We start from the raw sequence: 18,044 nt of genomic DNA, 5'->3' as shown, positions 1-18,044 counted from the left end.
GGGTAGCCGCGGGCTGCGACGGAGGGAGTACGGGCGTTCAGCCGGCGAGGGCCGCGTGGATCTGGCGGGTCGTCTGCGCGGCGACACGCGGATCGGTGGCGGAGTGGAAGGTGTAGGCGTTGAGCCCGGTGGCCAGGGCCCAGCCGCGCCCCCGCGTCCAGGTCGCGTCGTCCGGGCCGAGCGCCGCACGGAAGGCGGCCCGGCTGTCCGCCGACAGCAGGGTGTGGGCGATCATCATGTCGCAGGCCGGGTCACCGAGGCCGAGTCCGCCGAAGTCGATGACCGCGCTGAGGCGGCCGTCGCGGGTCAGCAGGTTTCCGGTGTGGAAGTCGCCGTGCACCCAGACCGGGGGCCGGTCCCAGGCGGGGGCGTCCAGTGCCGCGTCCCACACCTTCGTCATGGCCCCGGCGTCGAACACACCGTCCAGCGCGGCGATCGCCGCGCGCGTCGCGTGGTCCCGGCTGCGCAGGGGCTCGGTGCTGCGGTCGATGTCGGAGGTGAGCGGGAACCCGCCGGGCTCGAAGCGTTGCAAGGCCGTCAGGAATCCGGCGAGCGCCGCGGCGGCCTCGCGCGAGTCGCCCAGGGCCTCGGCGGTGGCGGGCTCGCCGTCCAGCCAGCGGGTCACCGCCCACGGCCACGGGTACCCGAAGCCCGGCTCCCCCACCGCGACCGGCGCGGGGACGGGCAGCGGGAGGTGCGGGGCGAGCCGGGGCAGCCAGGTGAGCTCCTTACGGGCCTGCCCGATCGCACCGGCGTAGCGCGGCAGCCGCACGGAGAGCTCGCGGCCGAGCCGGTGGATCACATGGTCCGAACCGGCCTGCGCGAGCTGTTCCAGCGGCAGTCCGGCCCATTGCGGGAACTGGCTGTCGACCAGCCGCCTGACCAGTGGGGTGTCGATCGCGGGGCGGTCGCTCGTGGATGCCAACAACGGTTCCCTGTCCTCGGCCCACTGCGCGCGGCGGGCGGTCCGGACCATCACACGGCCCCGCACGCCGGACTGTCGAGCCGTTTTCCGGACCGGCCGGGCCGCGCCGCCCGGCTGTTTCCGGTCAGGGTGTCAGAATCGCGCCATGGCTCAGCACGCATCGGATCACGGCTACCTCCTGGACAACCAGCAGTCGGAGGCGGGCATCCGCTTCGGCGCGCTCTCCGAACTCTTCGACCCGGTGACGTTCCGCCATGTCGACCAGCTGGGCATCGGACCCGGTATGCGGTGCTGGGAGGTCGGTGCGGGCGGGCCGTCGGTGCCGCTCGGTCTGGCCGAGCGGGTCGGCCCGGACGGGGCGGTGGTCGCCACCGACATCGACGTGTCCTGGACCGAGGGGGTCGCCGGCGCCGTGATCGAGGTGCGGGCCCACGACGTGGCCGCCGACCCGCCGCCGGAGGGCGGCTTCGACCTGGTGCACGCGCGGTTGGTCCTGGTGCACGTCACCGACCGCGCGGAGGCGCTGCGCCGGATGGCCGGGGCGCTGCGGCCGGGCGGCGTGCTGCTGCTGGAGGACGCGGACCCGGGGTTGCAACCCCTGCTCTGCCCGGACGAGTCGGGGCCCGAGCAGCGGCTCGCCAACCGGCTGCGCTCGGGCTTCCGGTCGCTGATGGCCGGGCGCGGCGCGGACCTGGAGTACGGCAGGACCCTGCCCCGGCTGCTGCGCGAGTCGGGTCTCGAGGACGTCCGGGCGGACGCGTACTTCCCGATCACCTCGCCGGCGTGCACGGTCCTGGAGGCGGCGACGGTGCGGCAGATCCGTGGCCGGCTCGTGGGCGCGGGGCTGGCCACCGACGAGGAGGTCGACCGCCATCTGGCCAACGTCGAGACCGGCCGCCTCGATCTCGCGACCGCGCCGATGATCTCCGCGTGGGGGCGCCGTCCGCGGCAGGCGTGACCCCGCTGCGGGCGCGTCAGGCGGCCGCCTCCGCGCGCGCCAGGAGAGCCGGGAGCCCGGAGAGGAGCGGGGCCTCGCCGCATGCCGACGCGACGACCACCTCCTCCAGCGCCCACAGGTGCGCCCTGATCCTGGGCGGCGGGAGGTAGGCGGTGTCGGCGGTGAGCATGACGGCGAGGACGCCCTCCTCCTCGGTGACGTGCACGCAGTAGCGGCAGCCCAGCTTCTCCTCGGTGGCCGGGAAGCCGAAGGCGGTACGGGCCCGTGCCGCGCGCAGCTCCTCCGCGCCCGCCGGCGGGCCCTCGTCCGGCGGGCGTACGTGGAGCCGCTGGTCGTTGTAGCAGCAGTACGGGTGTACGGCGGTGCCGCGCTCCCGGCCGACCCGTTCGCGCAGGGCCTCCCAGGCGACCGGGTCGTAGGACGCGGCCCGGTAGCCCGCCAGGGCGGCGCGCCACGCCACGGGGAGGAGGTCCGTGAACCGTTCGGCGCCGGCCGTGTCGAGCAGGAACGGCGCGTCCTGGGAGAGCATCGCGACCAGGTCCCGCCGGTCCTCGGCGGCCCGGTTGGCGACGATGGGCATCATCGCCGCGGCCGGGTGTCCGCCTTCGGCCGCGACCAGGGCGGCCAGGGCGGTCATGAGGACCGTCGATCCGCTGATCCGGTGCGCGGCCGCGAGCGTGTCCGTCGCCCTCATCAGCGCCTCGGACACCAGCCGGCCGCTCCAGAACCGGGGTGTGCGGGGTGCGGCGGTCTGCCGGGGGAACATCGTCGGCGGCATGGTCCGGTAGAAGCTCTCCCAGTGGGCGAGGGCCCGCTCGCTGCGGCGTACACCGGCCGGCCCGTGCTGGAACCGGGCGAGGTCGAGGGGGTTGGTGCGCGGGGGCCGCCCGGCCGAGCCCCGGCGCACCAGCAGCCGCAGGTCGCGTACCACCTGCCCGGCGGCGTGGCCGTCGGCCGCGAGGTGGCAGAGCACGAGGGCCGCGTGCGTCACCCGGCCCCGGTGGCAGACGGCGCCGACGCGCAGCGGCCACTCCCGCGCGTAGTCGAAGCGGGTGGCGGTCATCTCGTCCAGCAGAGCGCGTGCGGTGGCCTCGGCCCGGTCGGGGTCGGGCTCGTCCACCACGGTGACCGGCAGGGCCCCGCAGTCGGTGAGCGACTGGCGGGGAGCGCCGTCCTCGCCCTCGTACAGCCGGGTGCGCAGCGCCTCGTGGCGTTCGAGGAGGGCGGTGAGCGCGGTGGCGAACCGGGGCAGGTCCGTGACCCGTCCGCGCTCCCCCAGCGGGAGAAGGCGCCCGATGTTGAAGTAGACGTCATTGGGCGCGGTGCGCAGAATCGCGTTCCAGATCGCGCGCTGGCCCCAGGTGAGGGGGGCCGTGCCCGCTCTGTCGCCCGCGAAGGGGATGTGCAGGGTGCGGGCGGTGGCGAGACCGTTCATCCCGTCACCAGCCTGGCCGCCAGAGTGTCGACGCTCTCCTGGTAGAACGCCGGGTCGGCCAGGTCGAGTTCGATGCCGTACTCCTCCTCCAGGGTGTCGGCGAGCCGGAGGAACGCCAGGGAGGTGACGCCGAGTTCGGTGAGGGTGCCCCGGGCGGTGAGGATCTCGGCCGCGGCGAGCTGCCCGTCCATGGCGTCGCTGATCAGCCGGGCGAGCCGCGCGCGTTCTTCGGTGGCCGGGTCCTGGGCGGTGCTCAACTGTCCTCCTCGCCGGCCAGCCGGCGGCGCAGGCTCAGGGGCCTGATGTCGGGCCACACCCGGTCGACGTGGGCCACGCACTCGTCCTCGGTGCCGGTGAACCCCTCCGGTCGCCAGCCGGCGGGCAAGGGGGTGCCGGCGGGCCAAAGGGCGTGCTGTTCCTCGTCGTTGACCGCCACCAGATAGCGGAGGGAAGGCGTGTTCACTGGTTCTCCTCGATGAGTGCGGCGACGCACGCGGCGACGCCGTGGACGGTGGGGCTGTCGAAGAAGACGTCGAAGGGCACGGCGACGCCGTACTCGTTGCGGATGCGCCCCGCGATGGCGGTGATGGTCAGGGAGTGGCCGCCCAGATCGAACAGGTCCTCGTCCGGGCCGAGGTCGTCGAGGTCCAGCACCTCGCGCCAGATGGCGAGGACGGTGGCGGTGACGCCCTCGTCGGCTCCCTGGGCGGGCGTTTCACGGGTCGTGGCCCGTTCACGCGGTGGTTCGGGCAGGGCGGACCTGTCGAGTTTGCCGTTGGGGGTGAGCGGCATCGCGTCGAGGAGCGCGTACGCGTCAGGCAGGGCCGCCGCGGGCAGCTTGCGAGCGAGGTGGTCGCGCAGGGCTTCGGGCGTCGGCGGTACGCCGGCCGGCGCGGGCACCACATAGGCGACCAGCCGTCCGGGCCCGCCGTCCGGGGCTTCCCGCAGCACCGTCACCGCCTGCGCGACCTGCGGGTGGCTGCCGAGGGCGGTGTCGATCTCGCCGAGTTCGATGCGGTGGCCGCGCACCTTCACCTGGGTGTCGGACCGGCCCGCGAAGGCGAGGCGGCCGTCGGCGGTGAGCCGGACGAGGTCGCCCGTGCGGTAGAGGCGGGCGCCGGGCGGGCCGAACGGGTCCGGGACGAAGCGGGAGGCGGTGAGTCCGGGGCGGCCCCGGTAGCCGTGGGCGACACCGTCGCCGCCGATGTACAGCTCGCCGGTCAGCCCCTGCGGCAGCGGTTCGAGGCGGGCGTCCAGGACGTAGGTGCGGGTGTTGGCCAGCGGGCGGCCGATGGTGACGGGGTCATCGGGTCCGAGCTCGGTGGCCGTGGACCAGACCGTCGTCTCGGTCGGACCGTACACGTTGACCAGCCGGCCGACGGCGGTGCGCAGTTCGCGGGCGAGGGCGTCGGGCAGGGCCTCTCCCCCGGTCAGGGCCACCAGGTCCGGTGCCTGGAGCCCGGCGGCGAGCATGGTGCGCCAGCCGCTGGGGGTGGCCTGTACGTGAGTGAGGCGGTGCCGTGCGACGAGTGCGGTGAGCGCGGTGCCGTCGCGGTGACGTCCCTCGGGGACGAGGACGACGGTGCCGCCCGTGACCAGGGGGAGGAAGAGTTCGACGGTGGAGATGTCGAAGGACAGCGAGGTGAGTCCGAGCCAGCGGCTGCCGGTCCCGGTGCCTGTGGTGTCCCGCAGGGCCGCGAGGAGGTTGGCGAGCGCCGCGTGCGAGACCTCTACGCCCTTGGGCACACCGGTGGAACCGGAGGTGTACAGCACGTACGCGGGGTCCGTGAGAGAGGGCGGCGCGGGCGCCGCCGGGACGTCGGGGAGCCTTTCCAGGTCCTCCCGTCCCGGGTCGGAGGCGGTCTCCAGAGTGATGCCGGAGTCGGCGCGGAGGAACGCCAGGCGCTCCGCGGGGTGGTCGGGGTCCAGCGGCAGGTAGGCGGCACCGGCGGTGAGCGTACCGAGGGCGGCGACGATCTGGGCGGCCGAGCGGGGCAGCGCGATGCCGACGAGGGCACCGGGGCCGGCCCCCTGGGCGCGCAGCCGGTGGGCGCGGCGGCGGACGGCCGCGTCGAGTTCGGCGTACGTGAAAGCGGTGTCGCCCTCGATGACGGCGACGGCGTCCGGGGTGGCGGCGGCCTGGGCGGCGAACATCTCGGGCAGGGTGGCGGGAGCGTTGCCCGGGGCGTGGGTGGTGTCGGCGAGCAGCGTCGTGCGTTCCCGGGGCGGCAGGACCGGCAGGCGGCCGAGGGCGGTGTCCGGTGCGGCCAGGGCCCCGTCGAGGAGGGTGAGGAAGTGCTCCAGGACGCGGGCGGGCGCCTCGCTCTCGAAGGCGGCGGTGCGGTGCTGGAGGCTGCCTTCCAGGCTGTCGGGGGCGTCGACCAGCTGGAGGTGGGCGATGTTGCGGGCGGTGTGCGCGAAGCCGGTCCACTCGGTGCGCACATCGAGGCCGGGGCCGAAGTCGGCGGGCCGCGAGGTGTCGCGCCGGCGGTAGCTGAGGGAGACCGCGCAGAGGGCGGTGCGGGGGGTGAGCCCGCGCACCGCACGACTGAGGGGGACGGTGCGGTGGGGGTAGAGGGCGCGCAGCCCGGCCCGGACCGCGTGGGCGAAGTCCGCGAAGGCGAGTTCCGGGCGCGGGTCGGTGAAGAGGGGCAGTTCGTTGACGTGCAGGCCGGTCTGCCGGGGCCCGCCGGGCACGCGGGTGGAGAGTTCGATCGCGGTGGCGGGGGCGGTGTTGCCGTACCGCAGCAGCAGGGTGTGCCAGGCCGCCGCGAGGAGTTCGAACCGGGTGACGCCGAGCGTCGCGGCGACGGTCACCAGGCGGGCGTGCCACTCCCCGTCGCGCCGGAATCCGCGGGCGCTGCCGGGGGCCGGGGCGACGGGGTCCGCGTGGTGGGCGGTGAGGCCGGGGAGGGCGGGCGCGGGGCTGTCGTGCCAGCGGCCGGCCCAGAAGCGGGCCGCGTCGTGGACGGCCGCCTCGGAGACGGGCGGCGGGGGTGCCGGCGCCTCGGCCGCGGAGAGCGGCCGGCCCTCCCCCGTCACCGCCCGGTACGCCCGGGCCAGCCCGGTGACCAGGAGGTCCTTGGACTCGCCGTCGAAGACGAGGTGGTGGGTGACCACGAGCAGCAGATGCCGGTCCGGGGCGGTGGTGAACAGCGTGGCGCGTACCAGGGCCTCGCCCGGCCCGAAGCGGGCGGCGGTCTCCTCGTCGCGGAGTTTGCGGAGGTCGCCGGGTGTGGCGGTGACCGGCCGCAGGGGCGGGACCTCGCCCGGGAGCAGGTTCGGCCCGGCCGGGTCGGTCCGGGATGCCAGCACCGGGGTGGCCCGCACGTATGCGTCCCAGGCCGCCGCCAAAGCCGCCGGGTCCAGGGTGCCTTGGAAGTGCAGGGCCAGGCTGAGGTGGTACGCCGTGCCGGTGTCGAGGGTCTGCTCGGTGACCCAGAGCCCGTGCTGGGCCGGGTCGAGCGGAGCCGGTGCTTCGTAGGAGGGGGTGGTCATGGGGTCGCCTCGTCGTCCAGGAGCCGGTGGAGTTCACGTTTGAGGACCTTGCCGCCCTCGTTGCGGGGCAGGGTGTCGCGGAAGAGGATCCGGGCCGGCAGTTCGTGCACGGCGAGCCGGTCGAGCAGGAAGGACCGCAGCCGGGGCAGGTCCGGTTCGCCTTGCCGGGGCACGACGACGGCGGCGACCACGCTGCCGAGTACGGGGTGCGGGATGCCGAAGGCGGCCGCGTCGGCGATGTCCGGGTGGGCGTGGAGCGCGTTCTCGACCTGGATCGTGGACACCTTGTGGGCGCCGGACTTGATGACGTCGCGCTCCCGGTCGAGCAGGTGCAGGTAGCCGTCCGCGTCGAGCCGCCCGATGTCCCCCATGCGCACCCACCGGCCCCGGAAGACCTCGGCGCCCGCGTCGGGGGCGCCCAGGTAGGCGCGGGGCGCGGTGGGTGAGCGCAGCCAGATCTCGCCGGGTTCGCCGGGGGCCGCCGGGCGCCCTTCGGCGTCGGTGACGCGCAGGTGGTCGAGTGAGGCGGGCCGGCCGGGTGAGTCGGGGTGTGCGGGGTCGTAGAGCAGGGTGATCTGGGCGGGCGCGGCCTCGGTCGAGGTGTAGTAGTTGACGATCTGCGCCCCGGGGAACGTCTGCGACAGCCGCAGCGCGACGGGGTGCGGGAGTGCGGCCGCCGTCGAGCCGACCAGCTTGACCGTGCTGAGGTCGCGGCGGGTGAGGGCGGTGGACGCGAGCAGTTCGATGGCGGTGGCGGGCACCAGGAAGACGCTGCCGACCGCGTGCTCCTCGATGAGCCGGGCGAACCGCAGCGGGGTGAACTGCGGGGCGGCGACACCGGTGGCGGCCGTGTCCAGGCAGTTCACGAGCATCGTCTGTCCGGCGTTGGTGCCGATCGGGAAGGCGTGCAGGAAGGTGCGCGAGTGGCGCAGGGGCCGGCGGCGTTCGTCCAGGGTGCAGCCGTGGGCGAGGTTGGCATGGGTGGCCCGGACGCCCTTGGGGAGGCCGGTGGTGCCCGAGGTGTAGAGGTACTGCGCGGGGGCGGACGGCTCCGGCAGCGGCGGTCCGTCCCCGGCACCGGTCCCGATGTCCTCGACAGTGGCCCGCCACACCTGTGCCGGCAGCCGGGGCGGTCGCCCGCCCTCGGCGTGCAGGACGCCCGCGCACCGGCCGTCCTCGACGATGTGTGCGGTGGCGGCCGGGGCCAGCCGGTCGGACAGGGGTACGGCGATGCCGCCCGCCCACTGCACCCCGCAGTAGGCGACCGCGTATTCGGTCCACTCCGTACTGCCGTAGCGCAATCCGACCGGCTCGCCGGGTCGCAGGCCACGGGCGAGCAGGCCATGGGCGAGGGCGGCGGCCCGGTCGCGCCAGGTGCCGAAGTCCAGGGCGCGCGGCCCGTTGCGGAGGGCGACGCGGTCCGGGTGGAGGGCGGCGCGGTGGACCAGCAGCTCGATCAGGGAGCGCGGGGGCGCGGCGGGGCTCACCGGTCCGCCCCCGCGGGAACGGGCGCGGAAGCGGCGAGGGCGGCGGCGCGCTCCCGGAGGCCGATGAGGTCGTCGGGCTCGGCGTCCGGCACGTCTCGGTCGAAGCGGGCGAGGACCGGCAGCCGGAGGGCCAGGGCGACCAGCGCCAGCATGATCACGCAGCACAGCAGGTACATCAGCCCGATCCCGCGCCCCGGCCCCGTGCCCAGCACCCGTCCCACGCTGCCGGCGAGCGCCCCGTCGTCGGCCAGCAAGGGGTCGAACAGCCGGGCGCCCAGGGGCGCGACGAGGCCGTGGCCGATGGGCAGGGTGGACCAGGCGACCATGGTGTTCAGGGCGAAGACGCGGCCGTGGAAGCGCTGCGGGACCTTCACCTGGACGATGGTCGAGTACACCCCGTTGACGAGGGCGATGGCGCAGGACATCCCGAAGGCCCCGGCTCCGATGACCCAGAGGTCGGCCCGCAGCCCTGTCACCGCCCCGGCCAGGGCGAACGCCCCGGCCAGCGCGAGCATACCGCGCACCCGGTGTCTGCGGGGCCCGCCCCACACCCCCATGATCAGCCCGCCCGCGACGGCCCCGGCCCCGCCCGCCGTGGCGACGGCCGCCGCCCCGTCGAGGGTGTCGAAGGACAGCACCAGGGGCGTCACCAGCAGGAACAGCGGCGACAGGAAGAGGTTGAGCGCGGCGAACCACAGGAGCATCGAACGGAAGCCCCGGTGGCGCCAGGTGTAGGCGAAGCCCTGTTTGATCTCCTCGACGACCGGTTCCCGGCGGGTCCAGGGCAGGGTGCGGGGGAACCTGACGCAGACGAGTACGACGACCGCGACGACGTAACTCGCGATGTCGAGGATGAGGATGCCGCGCAGGCCGATGCCCGCCATCAGCGCAACCGCGATCAGCGGTACGACGAACTGGGCAGCCCCGAAGGCGAGTTGGACGATCCCGTTGGCGTGGCCGAGATAGCGCTTGGGGACGAGTTGCGGGATCGCCGAGCTGTACGCCAGTCGCTGGAAGGTGAGCGCGACCGAGAGGCCGCCGAGCAGCACGTACAGATACCAGGTGTCCAGTGCACCGCCGAGCAGCAGGCACAGCATGGCCACCTGGCTCAGCCCTGCCGCGACGTCGCCCGCGAGCATGACCCTGCGCCGGTCGAACCGGTCCACGACGGCACCGGCCAGCGGGCCGACGAGGATGCCGGGCAGCATCGCCACGACGGAGTACAGGGCGAACCGGGCCAGGGAGCCGGTCTCCAGCAGGATCCAGATGGGCAGGGCGAACTCCGTGAGCGCGGATCCCACGATCGACCCCAACTGCCCGATCACGACGGCGAGGAACCGCGCGGCACCCGGCGCGGGGGCGCCCGGGGCCGGCGTCTCGTCGCCGTCCGCCGGGTCCGCCCCGGTGCCGTCCGGCGGTCCGGTCTCGGCGTGGAACCACCAGGCCGCGTCCGGGGAGCGGCCGGGCAGCGTCTCGGTGGTTCCCGCGCGGATCGCCTCGTGGACCTGCGTCACCGCCTCGGCGACCTCGGCGGCCCGGTACTTCACGAAGAAGTGGCCGCCCTGGTCGATGACCGCGACCGCCGAGCGCTCGGCGAGGAGCAGCCACTCCCGGTAGCGCTCCTGGTAGAAGTCGGCGGCCGGATCGCGGTCGCCGACGAGCGACACCAGCGGGGCCCGCAGCTTCGGGGCGCCGGCCTCGACGTCCGCGATCGCCCCGGTGAAGTACTCCTCGGCGGCCTGGCTGTCGCGGCGCATGTTGCCCACGATGAACTCGGTCTGCTCCCGGTCGAGCTGGGAGGTGTCGACGCCCATCCCGGTGAGCCAGTTGACGTACACCCGGTTGCCGAGCAGTGATTCCAGGGACGCCACCTTGGAGAGGGCGCCGAGCACCCGTCCGCGCGGCTTGGCGAAGGGGAACTGCGCCCCCGCGTACACCGCTTCGAGCTCGCGGCCCGACGCCTCCAGCAGACGGGCGGTCGCCACGGCCAGCGCGGTGCCGACACCGCAGTGCCCGTACACGATCAGTGGGCCCCGGACCCGCTCGCGTATCTCGGCGGCCAGGCTCTCCGCGAGTTCCCCGAACGGCAGGTGCTCCTCCGTCACGCCGACGTCATGGCCCGGGATGGCGACGGACCACAGCTCGTAGCCCTCGGGCAGGAGATCGGCGACGGGCTGGTACACGACCGCGCTGCCGCCTCCGTACGGGACGCAGACCAGGGTGGCGCGCAGGCGTCCGGCCGGGGCCTGCGGGGTGAGACGGTGCAGCAGCCTGCGGGGGCCCCGGGCGTCCTCGGGAGTGTCCGCCAGAGCGGCGAGATCCCTGACGGTCCGGCAGGTGAACAGGTCCATCACGCTGACCGGGCGGGCGCCCGCCTCCGGGAGCAGCTTGCGGGCGCGGGCGACGACCTGGGTGGCGAGGAGCGAGTGGCCGCCCAGGTCGAAGAAGTCCTCGTCCACACCGACCTCGTCCAGCCCGAGCACATCGGCCCAGACCGTGGCGAGCACCCGCTCCGCCGGGGTCCCGGGCGCACTGGCCGCGCCGGACGTCCGGTGGATCTGCGGGGCGGGCAGCGCTCGGCGGTCCAGCTTCCCGTTGGGCGTGAGGGGAAGGGCGGGCAGGACGGTGAAGGAGGCGGGCACCATGTAATCGGGCAGCACCTGCTTGAGCGCGGTGCGCAGTTCCTGCGGGTCGGGTGCGGGCTCCTCCGCGGCGGTGACCAGGTAGGCCGCGAGGCGCTTGTCGCCCGGGGTGTCCTCGCGTACGACGACGGCCGCCTCGGTCACCGGGGGCAGGGCGCGCAGGGCCGACTCGATCTCGCCGGGTTCGATGCGCAGACCGCGCAGCTTGACCTGCTGGTCGATGCGGCCGAGGTGTTCCAGGGCCCCGTCGGGGCGGCGTCTGCCCAGGTCACCGGTGCGGTAGAGCCGTGAGCCGGGCGGGCCGTACGGGTCGGGGACGAACCGGCAGGCGGTGAGCCCCGGTCGCCGGTGGTAGCCGAGCGCGACCCCGGTCCCGGCGATGTGGATCTCACCGGGTGCGCCCGGGGGCACCGGCCGCAGTGCCCGGTCCAGGACGTAGAGGCGGATGTTGTCGACCGGGAAGCCGATGGGGACCGCGTCGGACGGCCCCTCGCACTCCCAGGCCGACACGTCGACCGCTGCTTCGGTGGGCCCGTACAGGTTGGCCAGGGAGCAGCCGGGCAGCGCTTCGTGGAAGGCGCGCGCCGTGTCGGGCGGCAGCGTCTCACCGCTGCACACGACGCGGCGCAGGGCCGTGCACCGGCCCGCGCCCTCCTCGGCGAGGAAGAGCGGCAGCATCGAGGGGACGAAGTGGGCGACGGTCACGGGCGCGGAGCGGATGAGTTCAGTCAGGTAGGCGGCGTCCTTCTGGCCTCCGGGACGGGCCAGCACGAGGCGCGCGCCGGTCATGAGCGGCCAGAAGAACTCCCAGACGGAGACGTCGAACCCGGCCGGCGTCTTCTGGAGCACGGAGTCCTCGGGGCCGATGGGGTAGCTCCGCTGCATCCACAACAGGCGGTTGACGATGGCGCGGTGGGTGTTCGGCACACCCTTGGGCCGGCCGGTGGAGCCGGAGGTGTAGATGAGGTAGGCGGGATCGTCGGGTGCCGGAGTGCTCAGCGATGCCGTGGGAGCGCTCCCGCGATGCGGATCGTCGTCTTCGAGGAAGAGGACGGCAGCCCGGCAGTCCTCGGGGACGGGGATGGAGCGCTGGGTCAGGAGCACCCGTGCGCCGCTGTCGTCCAGCATGAACGCGAGTCGTTCGGGCGGGTATTCGGTGTCGAGCGGGGTGTAGCAGGCACCGGTGCGCAGGACGGCGAGGAGCGCGGCGACCAGTTCGGGGGACCGCTCCGCGCCGACGGCGACGACGTCGCCGGGGCCGGTGCCCGCCGCGACGAGCCGGGCGGCGATTCGGTCGGCGGCGGCGTCGAGTCCGGCGTAGGTAAGGCTGCGGTCGCCCGCTGTCACAGCGGTGGCGTCGGGGGTGCGCGCGATCTGCTCGGCGATGAGGGAGACCAGGGTGGCGTCCGCCGGGACCGGCATCTCCGTCCGGTTGAAGCCCTTGGTCTCCAGGGCGAGTTCGTGGTCCGAGAGCAGGTTGATTCCGGACAGCGGCACCTCCGGGCGGTCGGCCACCGCGTGCAGCAGCCGGTCGAGGTGGGCGGCGAGCCGGGCGATGTCCTCCTCGGCGAAGAGGTCGGTGTTGTAGTTGAAGGCGCCGCGCAGCCCGTCCGGCCACTCCATGAGGAAGAGTTCGACGTCGAAACGGGTGCCCGAGGCGCGCAGGCCGTAGGCCTCCACAGCGAGCCCCGGACCGGCGGCCGCCTGGCGCCCGGTGGCATAGTTCTGGACGGCGAGCACCGCCTGGAAGACCGGGGAGCGGGAGACGTCGCGTTCCACGTGCAGCTCGGTGACCAACTGCGCGAACGGCAGTTCCTGGTGGGCGTACGCCTCCAGGCAGGTCTCGCGGGTGCGTTCCAGCAGCTCGGCGAAGGTGGGGTCGCCGTCGAGCCGGGCGCGCAGTGCCAGGACGTTGACGAACATGCCGACCAGGCCCTCGAGTTCCGGTTCGGGGCGGCCGGCGACGGGTGACCCGACGGCGAAGTCGCGCTGGCCGCTGAACCGGGCCAGGAGTTCCTGGAAGGCGGCGAGCAGCACCATGTGGATCGTGGCGCCGTGTGCCTTGCCGAGCGCGGCGAGCCGGTCGAGGAGTTCACGCTCCACCCGGAACCCGTAGCCGGCCCCGTCGAAGGTCTGCCGCGCCGGGCGGGGCCGGGCGGTGGGCAGGACGAGCGGTTCCACGCCGGCGAGCTCACCGGCCCAGTAGGCGACTTCGGCGCTGAGCGCGTCCCCGCTCAGCCGGTCGCGCTGCCACTGGGCGAAGTCGCCGTACTGAACGGGCAGTTCGGGCAGCAGGCAGCCGTCTCCCGCGACGCGGGCCGCGTAGCAGCGCAGGAGCTCGGAGATCAGGATCTCGCTGGACCAGCCGTCGCTGACGCTGTGGTGGACGACGAGCAGCAGGATGTGGTCGCGGTCGGCCACGCGTACCAGCAGGCTGCGCAGCAGCGGGCCGACGGCCAGGTCGAAGGGCTCGGCCGCCGCCTCGTCCACGAGCCGGGCCGCGTGCTCCTCGTCCCGGGCCTCCACGACGGGCAGCGGCGCGGGCGCGGGCTCGGCGATCTCCAGCACCGGGCGGCCGTCGTCGGTCACCGGGTAGCGGGAGCGCAGCGTCTCGTGCCGGGCGATGACGGTGTCCAGGGCGTGCGCCAGCGCCTCCTGGTCGAGGTCGCCGCGCAGCCTGCGTGCGACGGGGATGTTGTACGCGGCGGTCCCCGGCGCGAACTGCTCCATGAACCAGAGGCGTTCCTGCGCGAAGGAGAGCGGCGGCACGGCGCCCTCGGGTCTCCGGGGCACGGCTGGGCGGGACGCGGCGGCGCGGCCTGCCGTGAGCCGGCGGCTGAGCAGGGCGCGCTTGGCGTCGGAGAGGCCGGCGGGGGGCGTGGTGGTGTCGCTCATGACGGCGTACCGGTTCCTTCCAGGGTGGCGCCGTCCGAGGCGAGGAGGGCGGCTGCCTCCTCCTCCGACAGGGCGTCGATCTCGGCCATCAGGGCGGCCTCCACGGCCTCGGCGAAGGCGGCGACCGTGCGGTGGGTGAAGAGGGTGCGCAGGGGGACGGTGAGTTCGGCGGCGGCCCGGACGCGGGCGACGACCCGGGTGGCAAGCAGGGAGTGGCCTCCCAGGTCGAAGAAGTCGTCCAGGGCGCCGACCCGGTCGATGTCCAGCACGTCGCGCCAGATCTCGGCGACCAGCTCCTCCGCCTCGGTGCGGGGGGCCAGGTAGCTCGCGCGGAGTTCGGGACGCTGCTCGGGAGCGGGCAGGGCCGCGCGGTCCAGTTTGCCGTTCGGGGTGAGCGGCAGCCGGTCCAGCACGAGGACGGCGGCGGGCACGAGGTGGGCCGGTAGGAGCGCTCCCACGGCGCTCCGCAACTCCCCCGGATCAAGCGGCCCGGCAGCGGGAACGACGTATCCCACCAGCGTGTCGCGGTGCGCGACGACCACTGCCTCGGCCACCCCGGGCTGCGCGAGCAGCGCGCCCTCGGTCTCGCCGGGCTCGACGCGGTAGCCCCGCACCTTGAGCTGGCCGTCCAGCCGCCCCAGGAACTCCAGGGCGCCGTCGGGCCTGCGGCGCACGAGGTCGCCGGTCCGGTAGCGCCGGGAGCCGGGCGGGCCGTACGGGTCGGGGACGAAGGCGCGCGCGGTGGCGCCGGGCCGGCCGGTGTAGCCGTAGGTCACCCCGGTACCGCCGAGGAGGAGTTCGCCCGGGGTGCCGGGCGGGACCGGGCCGCCGTACTCGTCGCACACGGTGGCGGTGACGCCGCCGATCGGGGCGCCGATGGGCGGCCGGGCGCGGGTGTCCGCGTCGCCGAGGTCGGCGGTCGTGGCGATGACGGTGGTCTCGGTGGGACCGTAGGAGTTGACGAGGCGTACCCGGTCGCCGAACCGCTCGCGCCAGGCGCCCACGGCGGCGGCCTGGACCTGGTCGGCGCCCAGGATCAGCAGGCGCAGCCCGTCCGGCCAGGCGACGACGTCCGGGTCGCCCACCAGGTGCTGCCAGTACGGGGTGGGCAGGTCCATGACGGTGACGTCGGCGGTGAAGTCCTCGGTCAGCTGGTCGGGCAGGGTGGCGCCGGCGCCGGCCACCACGAGGGTGGCACCGGCCGACAGTGCGGGGAACAGCTCCTCGGCGCAGGTGTCGAAGCTGAGCGAGGCGCAGTGCAGGACGCGGTCCCCGGCGGTGATCCCGTACCCGTCGCGCATCCAGCGCACCCGCTCGGCCAGCGCCCGGTGCGGGACGACGACGCCCTTGGGCTTGCCGGTCGAGCCGGAGGTGTAGACGAGGTACGCGGGGTCGTCGGGGTGGGGCGCGGTGGGGCCGGTGGGCCTCTCCCCCGCCGGTCCGGTACCGGCGGCGTCCTCCACGTACAGCGTCCGGACGCTCCCGGGCAGCTCGGGCGGCGCGGTGTCGCGGCGGGCCAGGACGGTGCGGGCGCCGCTGTCGGCGACCATGTACGCGATCCGGGCGGGCGGGTAGTCGGGGTCCAGGGGGAGGTAGGCGGCACCGGCGCGCCAGGCGGCGAGCATCGCCACGACGGCCTGCGGTCCGCGCGGCAGCAGCACGCCCACGGTGTCCCCGCGCCGCACCCCTTCGTCGGTCAGCCGTCCGGCGAGCCTGCCCGCGCCGTGCCACAGCTCGGCGTACGAGAGCGAGTCGTCGCGCCCCCGCAGGGCCTGGCCGCCGGGGCGTTCGCGTACGGTCCGGGCGATGGCGTCGTGCACGGTGGACGGGCCCTCGGGCAGGGCGGGGCCCCGCCCTGCCGCGTCCAGGGCGGCGCGCTCGGGCTCGTCCAGCAGCGGCAGGAGGTGGACCGGGGTGTCCGGGCCGTCCGCCGCTCCGCGCAGCAGCGTCTCGAACCAGCGCGCGAGGCGGGCCACCCGGTCCCCGTCGAGGAGGTCCGTGCGGTAGCCGAAGACGGCGACCACGTCCTCGCCGTCCCGCCGCACGTCCAGGGTGAGGTCGAACTTGCAGGCCCGTATGGCGGGGTCGAGTTCGGTGCAGCCGAGACCGGCGAAGGACGCGTCGCGCAGCAGGCCGGCGTCCTGGGTGTGCACGGTGAGCATCGTCTGGAACAGGGGGGTGCGCCCGGGGTCCCGGTCCAGGCGCAGGGATTCGGCCAGTTCCTCGAAGGGGACGCGGTCGTGGGCGAAGGCGCCGAGCACCGTGGTGCGGGCCCTGCGGAGCAGGTCGGCGAAGGTGGGCGTCCCGGAGAGGTCGGAGCGCAGGACCAGGGTCCGCGAGAAGTAGCCGATGGCCTGTTCGGCGTCGGGGCCCGAGCGGCCCGCCGTGGGAACACCCACGCAGAAGTCGTGTTGTCCGGTGCAGCGGTGCAGGGTCGCCTGGTAGGCGGCGAGCAGCACCATGAACGGGGTGCAGCGCCGGGCCCGGGCCAGGGCGTCGATCACGGGCCCGGCGCCGGTGAGGAGCTGGGTATGGAAGGCGCCTTCGGGCGAGGGGTGTTCGGGGCGGGGCCGGTCGAGGGGCAGTTCGAGGGCGGGCGTGCCGTCCAGCCGTTCCCGCCAGTAGGCGAGGGCTTCGCGCGCCTGAGCCTCGTCCGCGTCCCGCTCCTGCTCGGACGGGGGCCCGGGCGGTGCGGGCAGGTCGGCGGGGCCGCCCCGGAGGTGCGCGCTGTAGTGCGCCGCCAGTTCGTCGCGCAGGACGTTGAGGGACCAGCCGTCGGCGACGATGTGATGCAGGACCACGCACAGGACGTGCTCGGTGTCTCCCGTACGGAACAGGGCGACGCGCAGCAGCGGACCCCGGGCGAGGTCGAAGGCCCGGTTCGTGCGCTCGGCGATCAGCGCTTCGAGCCGGTCGCCCGCACCGCGCAGGTCGCGGCATTCCAGGTCCACCGGGCCCGGCGCGGCCACCAGCGCGGCCGGCTCGCCGTCCTCGGCGGGGAAGCGGCTCCGCAGCGCCTCGTGCCGGGCCGCCACCGCGTCGAAGGCCGCGCGCAGGGCGGGTTCGGACAGTTCTCCGGAGAGACGAAGGACGAGAGGAATGTTGTACGAGGCGTCGTCGGGGTCCATCTGGTGCAGGAACCACAGACGTTTCTGGCCACGCGTCAGGTACGACTGGACGGCCTGGGTACTCATCCGACTCCCTCGGCGCGCACGCCGAGCGGCGTGGTGTGCGGTTGCTTCAGGTCAATGGGGACGTGCGGAGCATGTGGGGGACGGAGCGACGCGACGGCACGGGGATACCGCGGCGGCCGAACGGTCTCGCCGACGGCGAGATCCGGTCATTCACGGCTTCAGGTGTTGCGATGTTATGAACAGCACACGCGTCCGTCAATGCAAGATCTGTACACACAAACGGAGTTGTGAAATCCGACCCCTCGTCGGCTCCCGGCGGAGGAGACCACTCCCGTCCCCGGCCGGGCGTTCATCCCTTCGGCTGGATCTTGGGCACACTGTGCGCCTTTCGCGCCCTTCCGGGTGGTGAATGGGGGCGTGCGACAGCAAACCCCGGCCCGAGGAGTGTGGACCATCATGAACAACGCGGACACTGCGTCACAGAGCGTACAGACGATGTATGCCGAGCGCTTCGCCACCGATCTCACCGACAACCGTGCGGAGCAGAGGGAGCTCACCGCACAGATCGAGCGGCTGCGGACCCGCCTGGAACAGCTCAGGGCGGACGAGACCTGGCTGACCGGGATGCAGGCCGCGCTGCCGGGAGAGACGGCGCCCCCTCGGCAGCGTCGCGCGCCGCGCACCGGGGAGCAGCCCGCGGAGGACGACACCCCCGCCGGCACACCCGTCCCGGGCCCCCGGCCCGCCGGACGCGCGAAGGCGAGGCCGTCCCGGGCCAGGGCCGGCGGCAAGAAGGCGGCGCCCTCGGCCGGCGCTCCCCTGCACCAGCTCATCCGCGCCCTGATGCCCCTGGGCGAACCGCGCCTGGTGCGCGAGGTGCACGCGGATCTGACCAAGACGCACCCGGAGCGCGGCACCTCGGTACAGGTGGTGCGCAACACCCTGGAGACCCTGGTGAAGCGGGGCGTCGTGGGCAAGGGCATCCAGAAGGGCACGGCCATGTACACCGCGACCGCGCCGGCCGCGTCCCAGGGCGACGAGGCACCGGTGGCCGGCTGAGCGGCACGGGG

General features: G+C 74.4%; 10 protein-coding genes. 2 read left to right on the top strand and 8 right to left on the bottom strand.

The annotated features are described in order from the left end of the window. Window positions 1-37 precede the first annotated feature (37 nt). A complete protein-coding gene (locus ACLQ2N_RS21270) occupies window positions 38-976 on the bottom strand; it encodes an aminoglycoside phosphotransferase family protein (protein WP_425815306.1) in 939 nt (312 codons plus the stop codon). 94 nt (window positions 977-1,070) lie between these two features. On the opposite strand from ACLQ2N_RS21270, the gene ACLQ2N_RS21265 reads away from it, so the two are divergent. Then, entirely contained in the window at window positions 1,071-1,883 is an 813-nt protein-coding gene (locus tag ACLQ2N_RS21265) for a class I SAM-dependent methyltransferase (RefSeq protein ID WP_425815304.1), read from the top strand. A gap of 16 nt (window positions 1,884-1,899) precedes the next feature. Here the strand turns inward: ACLQ2N_RS21265 and ACLQ2N_RS21260 are convergent, their stop codons facing one another. From ACLQ2N_RS21260 to ACLQ2N_RS21230, 7 genes are read right to left on the bottom strand one after another with little or no spacing between them, the layout of a single operon-like run. Beyond that, window positions 1,900-3,318: a condensation domain-containing protein gene (locus ACLQ2N_RS21260; RefSeq protein WP_425815302.1), complete on the bottom strand. Its 1,419-nt coding sequence runs from the start codon at window positions 3,316-3,318 to the stop codon at window positions 1,900-1,902. Then, on the bottom strand, window positions 3,315-3,575 hold the full coding sequence (locus ACLQ2N_RS21255) for an acyl carrier protein (protein ID WP_425815300.1): 261 nt from the start codon (window positions 3,573-3,575) through the stop codon (window positions 3,315-3,317). Before ACLQ2N_RS21255 ends, ACLQ2N_RS21260 begins: the two co-directional genes overlap by 4 nt. Further along, entirely contained in the window at window positions 3,572-3,781 is a 210-nt protein-coding gene (locus tag ACLQ2N_RS21250) for an MbtH family protein (RefSeq protein WP_425815298.1), read from the bottom strand. Before ACLQ2N_RS21250 ends, ACLQ2N_RS21255 begins: the two co-directional genes overlap by 4 nt. Further along, window positions 3,778-6,816 (bottom strand): non-ribosomal peptide synthetase, encoded by a 3,039-nt coding sequence (locus ACLQ2N_RS21245; protein WP_425815296.1) that lies wholly within the window; start codon window positions 6,814-6,816, stop codon window positions 3,778-3,780. The genes ACLQ2N_RS21250 and ACLQ2N_RS21245 overlap by 4 nt, the downstream gene beginning before the upstream one ends. Further along, the gene (locus tag ACLQ2N_RS21240; RefSeq protein WP_425815294.1) at window positions 6,813-8,303 is read right to left on the bottom strand and encodes a class I adenylate-forming enzyme family protein; all 1,491 of its coding nucleotides are present in this window, start codon (window positions 8,301-8,303) and stop codon (window positions 6,813-6,815) included. Before ACLQ2N_RS21240 ends, ACLQ2N_RS21245 begins: the two co-directional genes overlap by 4 nt. Continuing rightward, window positions 8,300-13,840 (bottom strand): amino acid adenylation domain-containing protein, encoded by a 5,541-nt coding sequence (locus ACLQ2N_RS21235; RefSeq protein ID WP_425815292.1) that lies wholly within the window; start codon window positions 13,838-13,840, stop codon window positions 8,300-8,302. Before ACLQ2N_RS21235 ends, ACLQ2N_RS21240 begins: the two co-directional genes overlap by 4 nt. Beyond that, window positions 13,837-17,034 (bottom strand): amino acid adenylation domain-containing protein, encoded by a 3,198-nt coding sequence (locus ACLQ2N_RS21230; RefSeq protein ID WP_425815290.1) that lies wholly within the window; start codon window positions 17,032-17,034, stop codon window positions 13,837-13,839. The genes ACLQ2N_RS21235 and ACLQ2N_RS21230 overlap by 4 nt, the downstream gene beginning before the upstream one ends. A gap of 396 nt (window positions 17,035-17,430) precedes the next feature. Between ACLQ2N_RS21230 and ACLQ2N_RS21225 the strand changes: the two genes are divergently transcribed. Beyond that, window positions 17,431-18,033 (top strand): hypothetical protein, encoded by a 603-nt coding sequence (locus ACLQ2N_RS21225; RefSeq protein ID WP_425815288.1) that lies wholly within the window; start codon window positions 17,431-17,433, stop codon window positions 18,031-18,033. Window positions 18,034-18,044: the final 11 nt, after the last annotated feature.

It is taken from the genome of Streptomyces sp. DT224 (genome assembly GCF_049844595.1).
Lineage (GTDB): Bacteria > Actinomycetota > Actinomycetes > Streptomycetales > Streptomycetaceae > Streptomyces.
The sequence above is the reverse complement of the archived record's forward strand: the minus strand, read 5'-3'. Positions and strand labels throughout refer to the sequence as shown.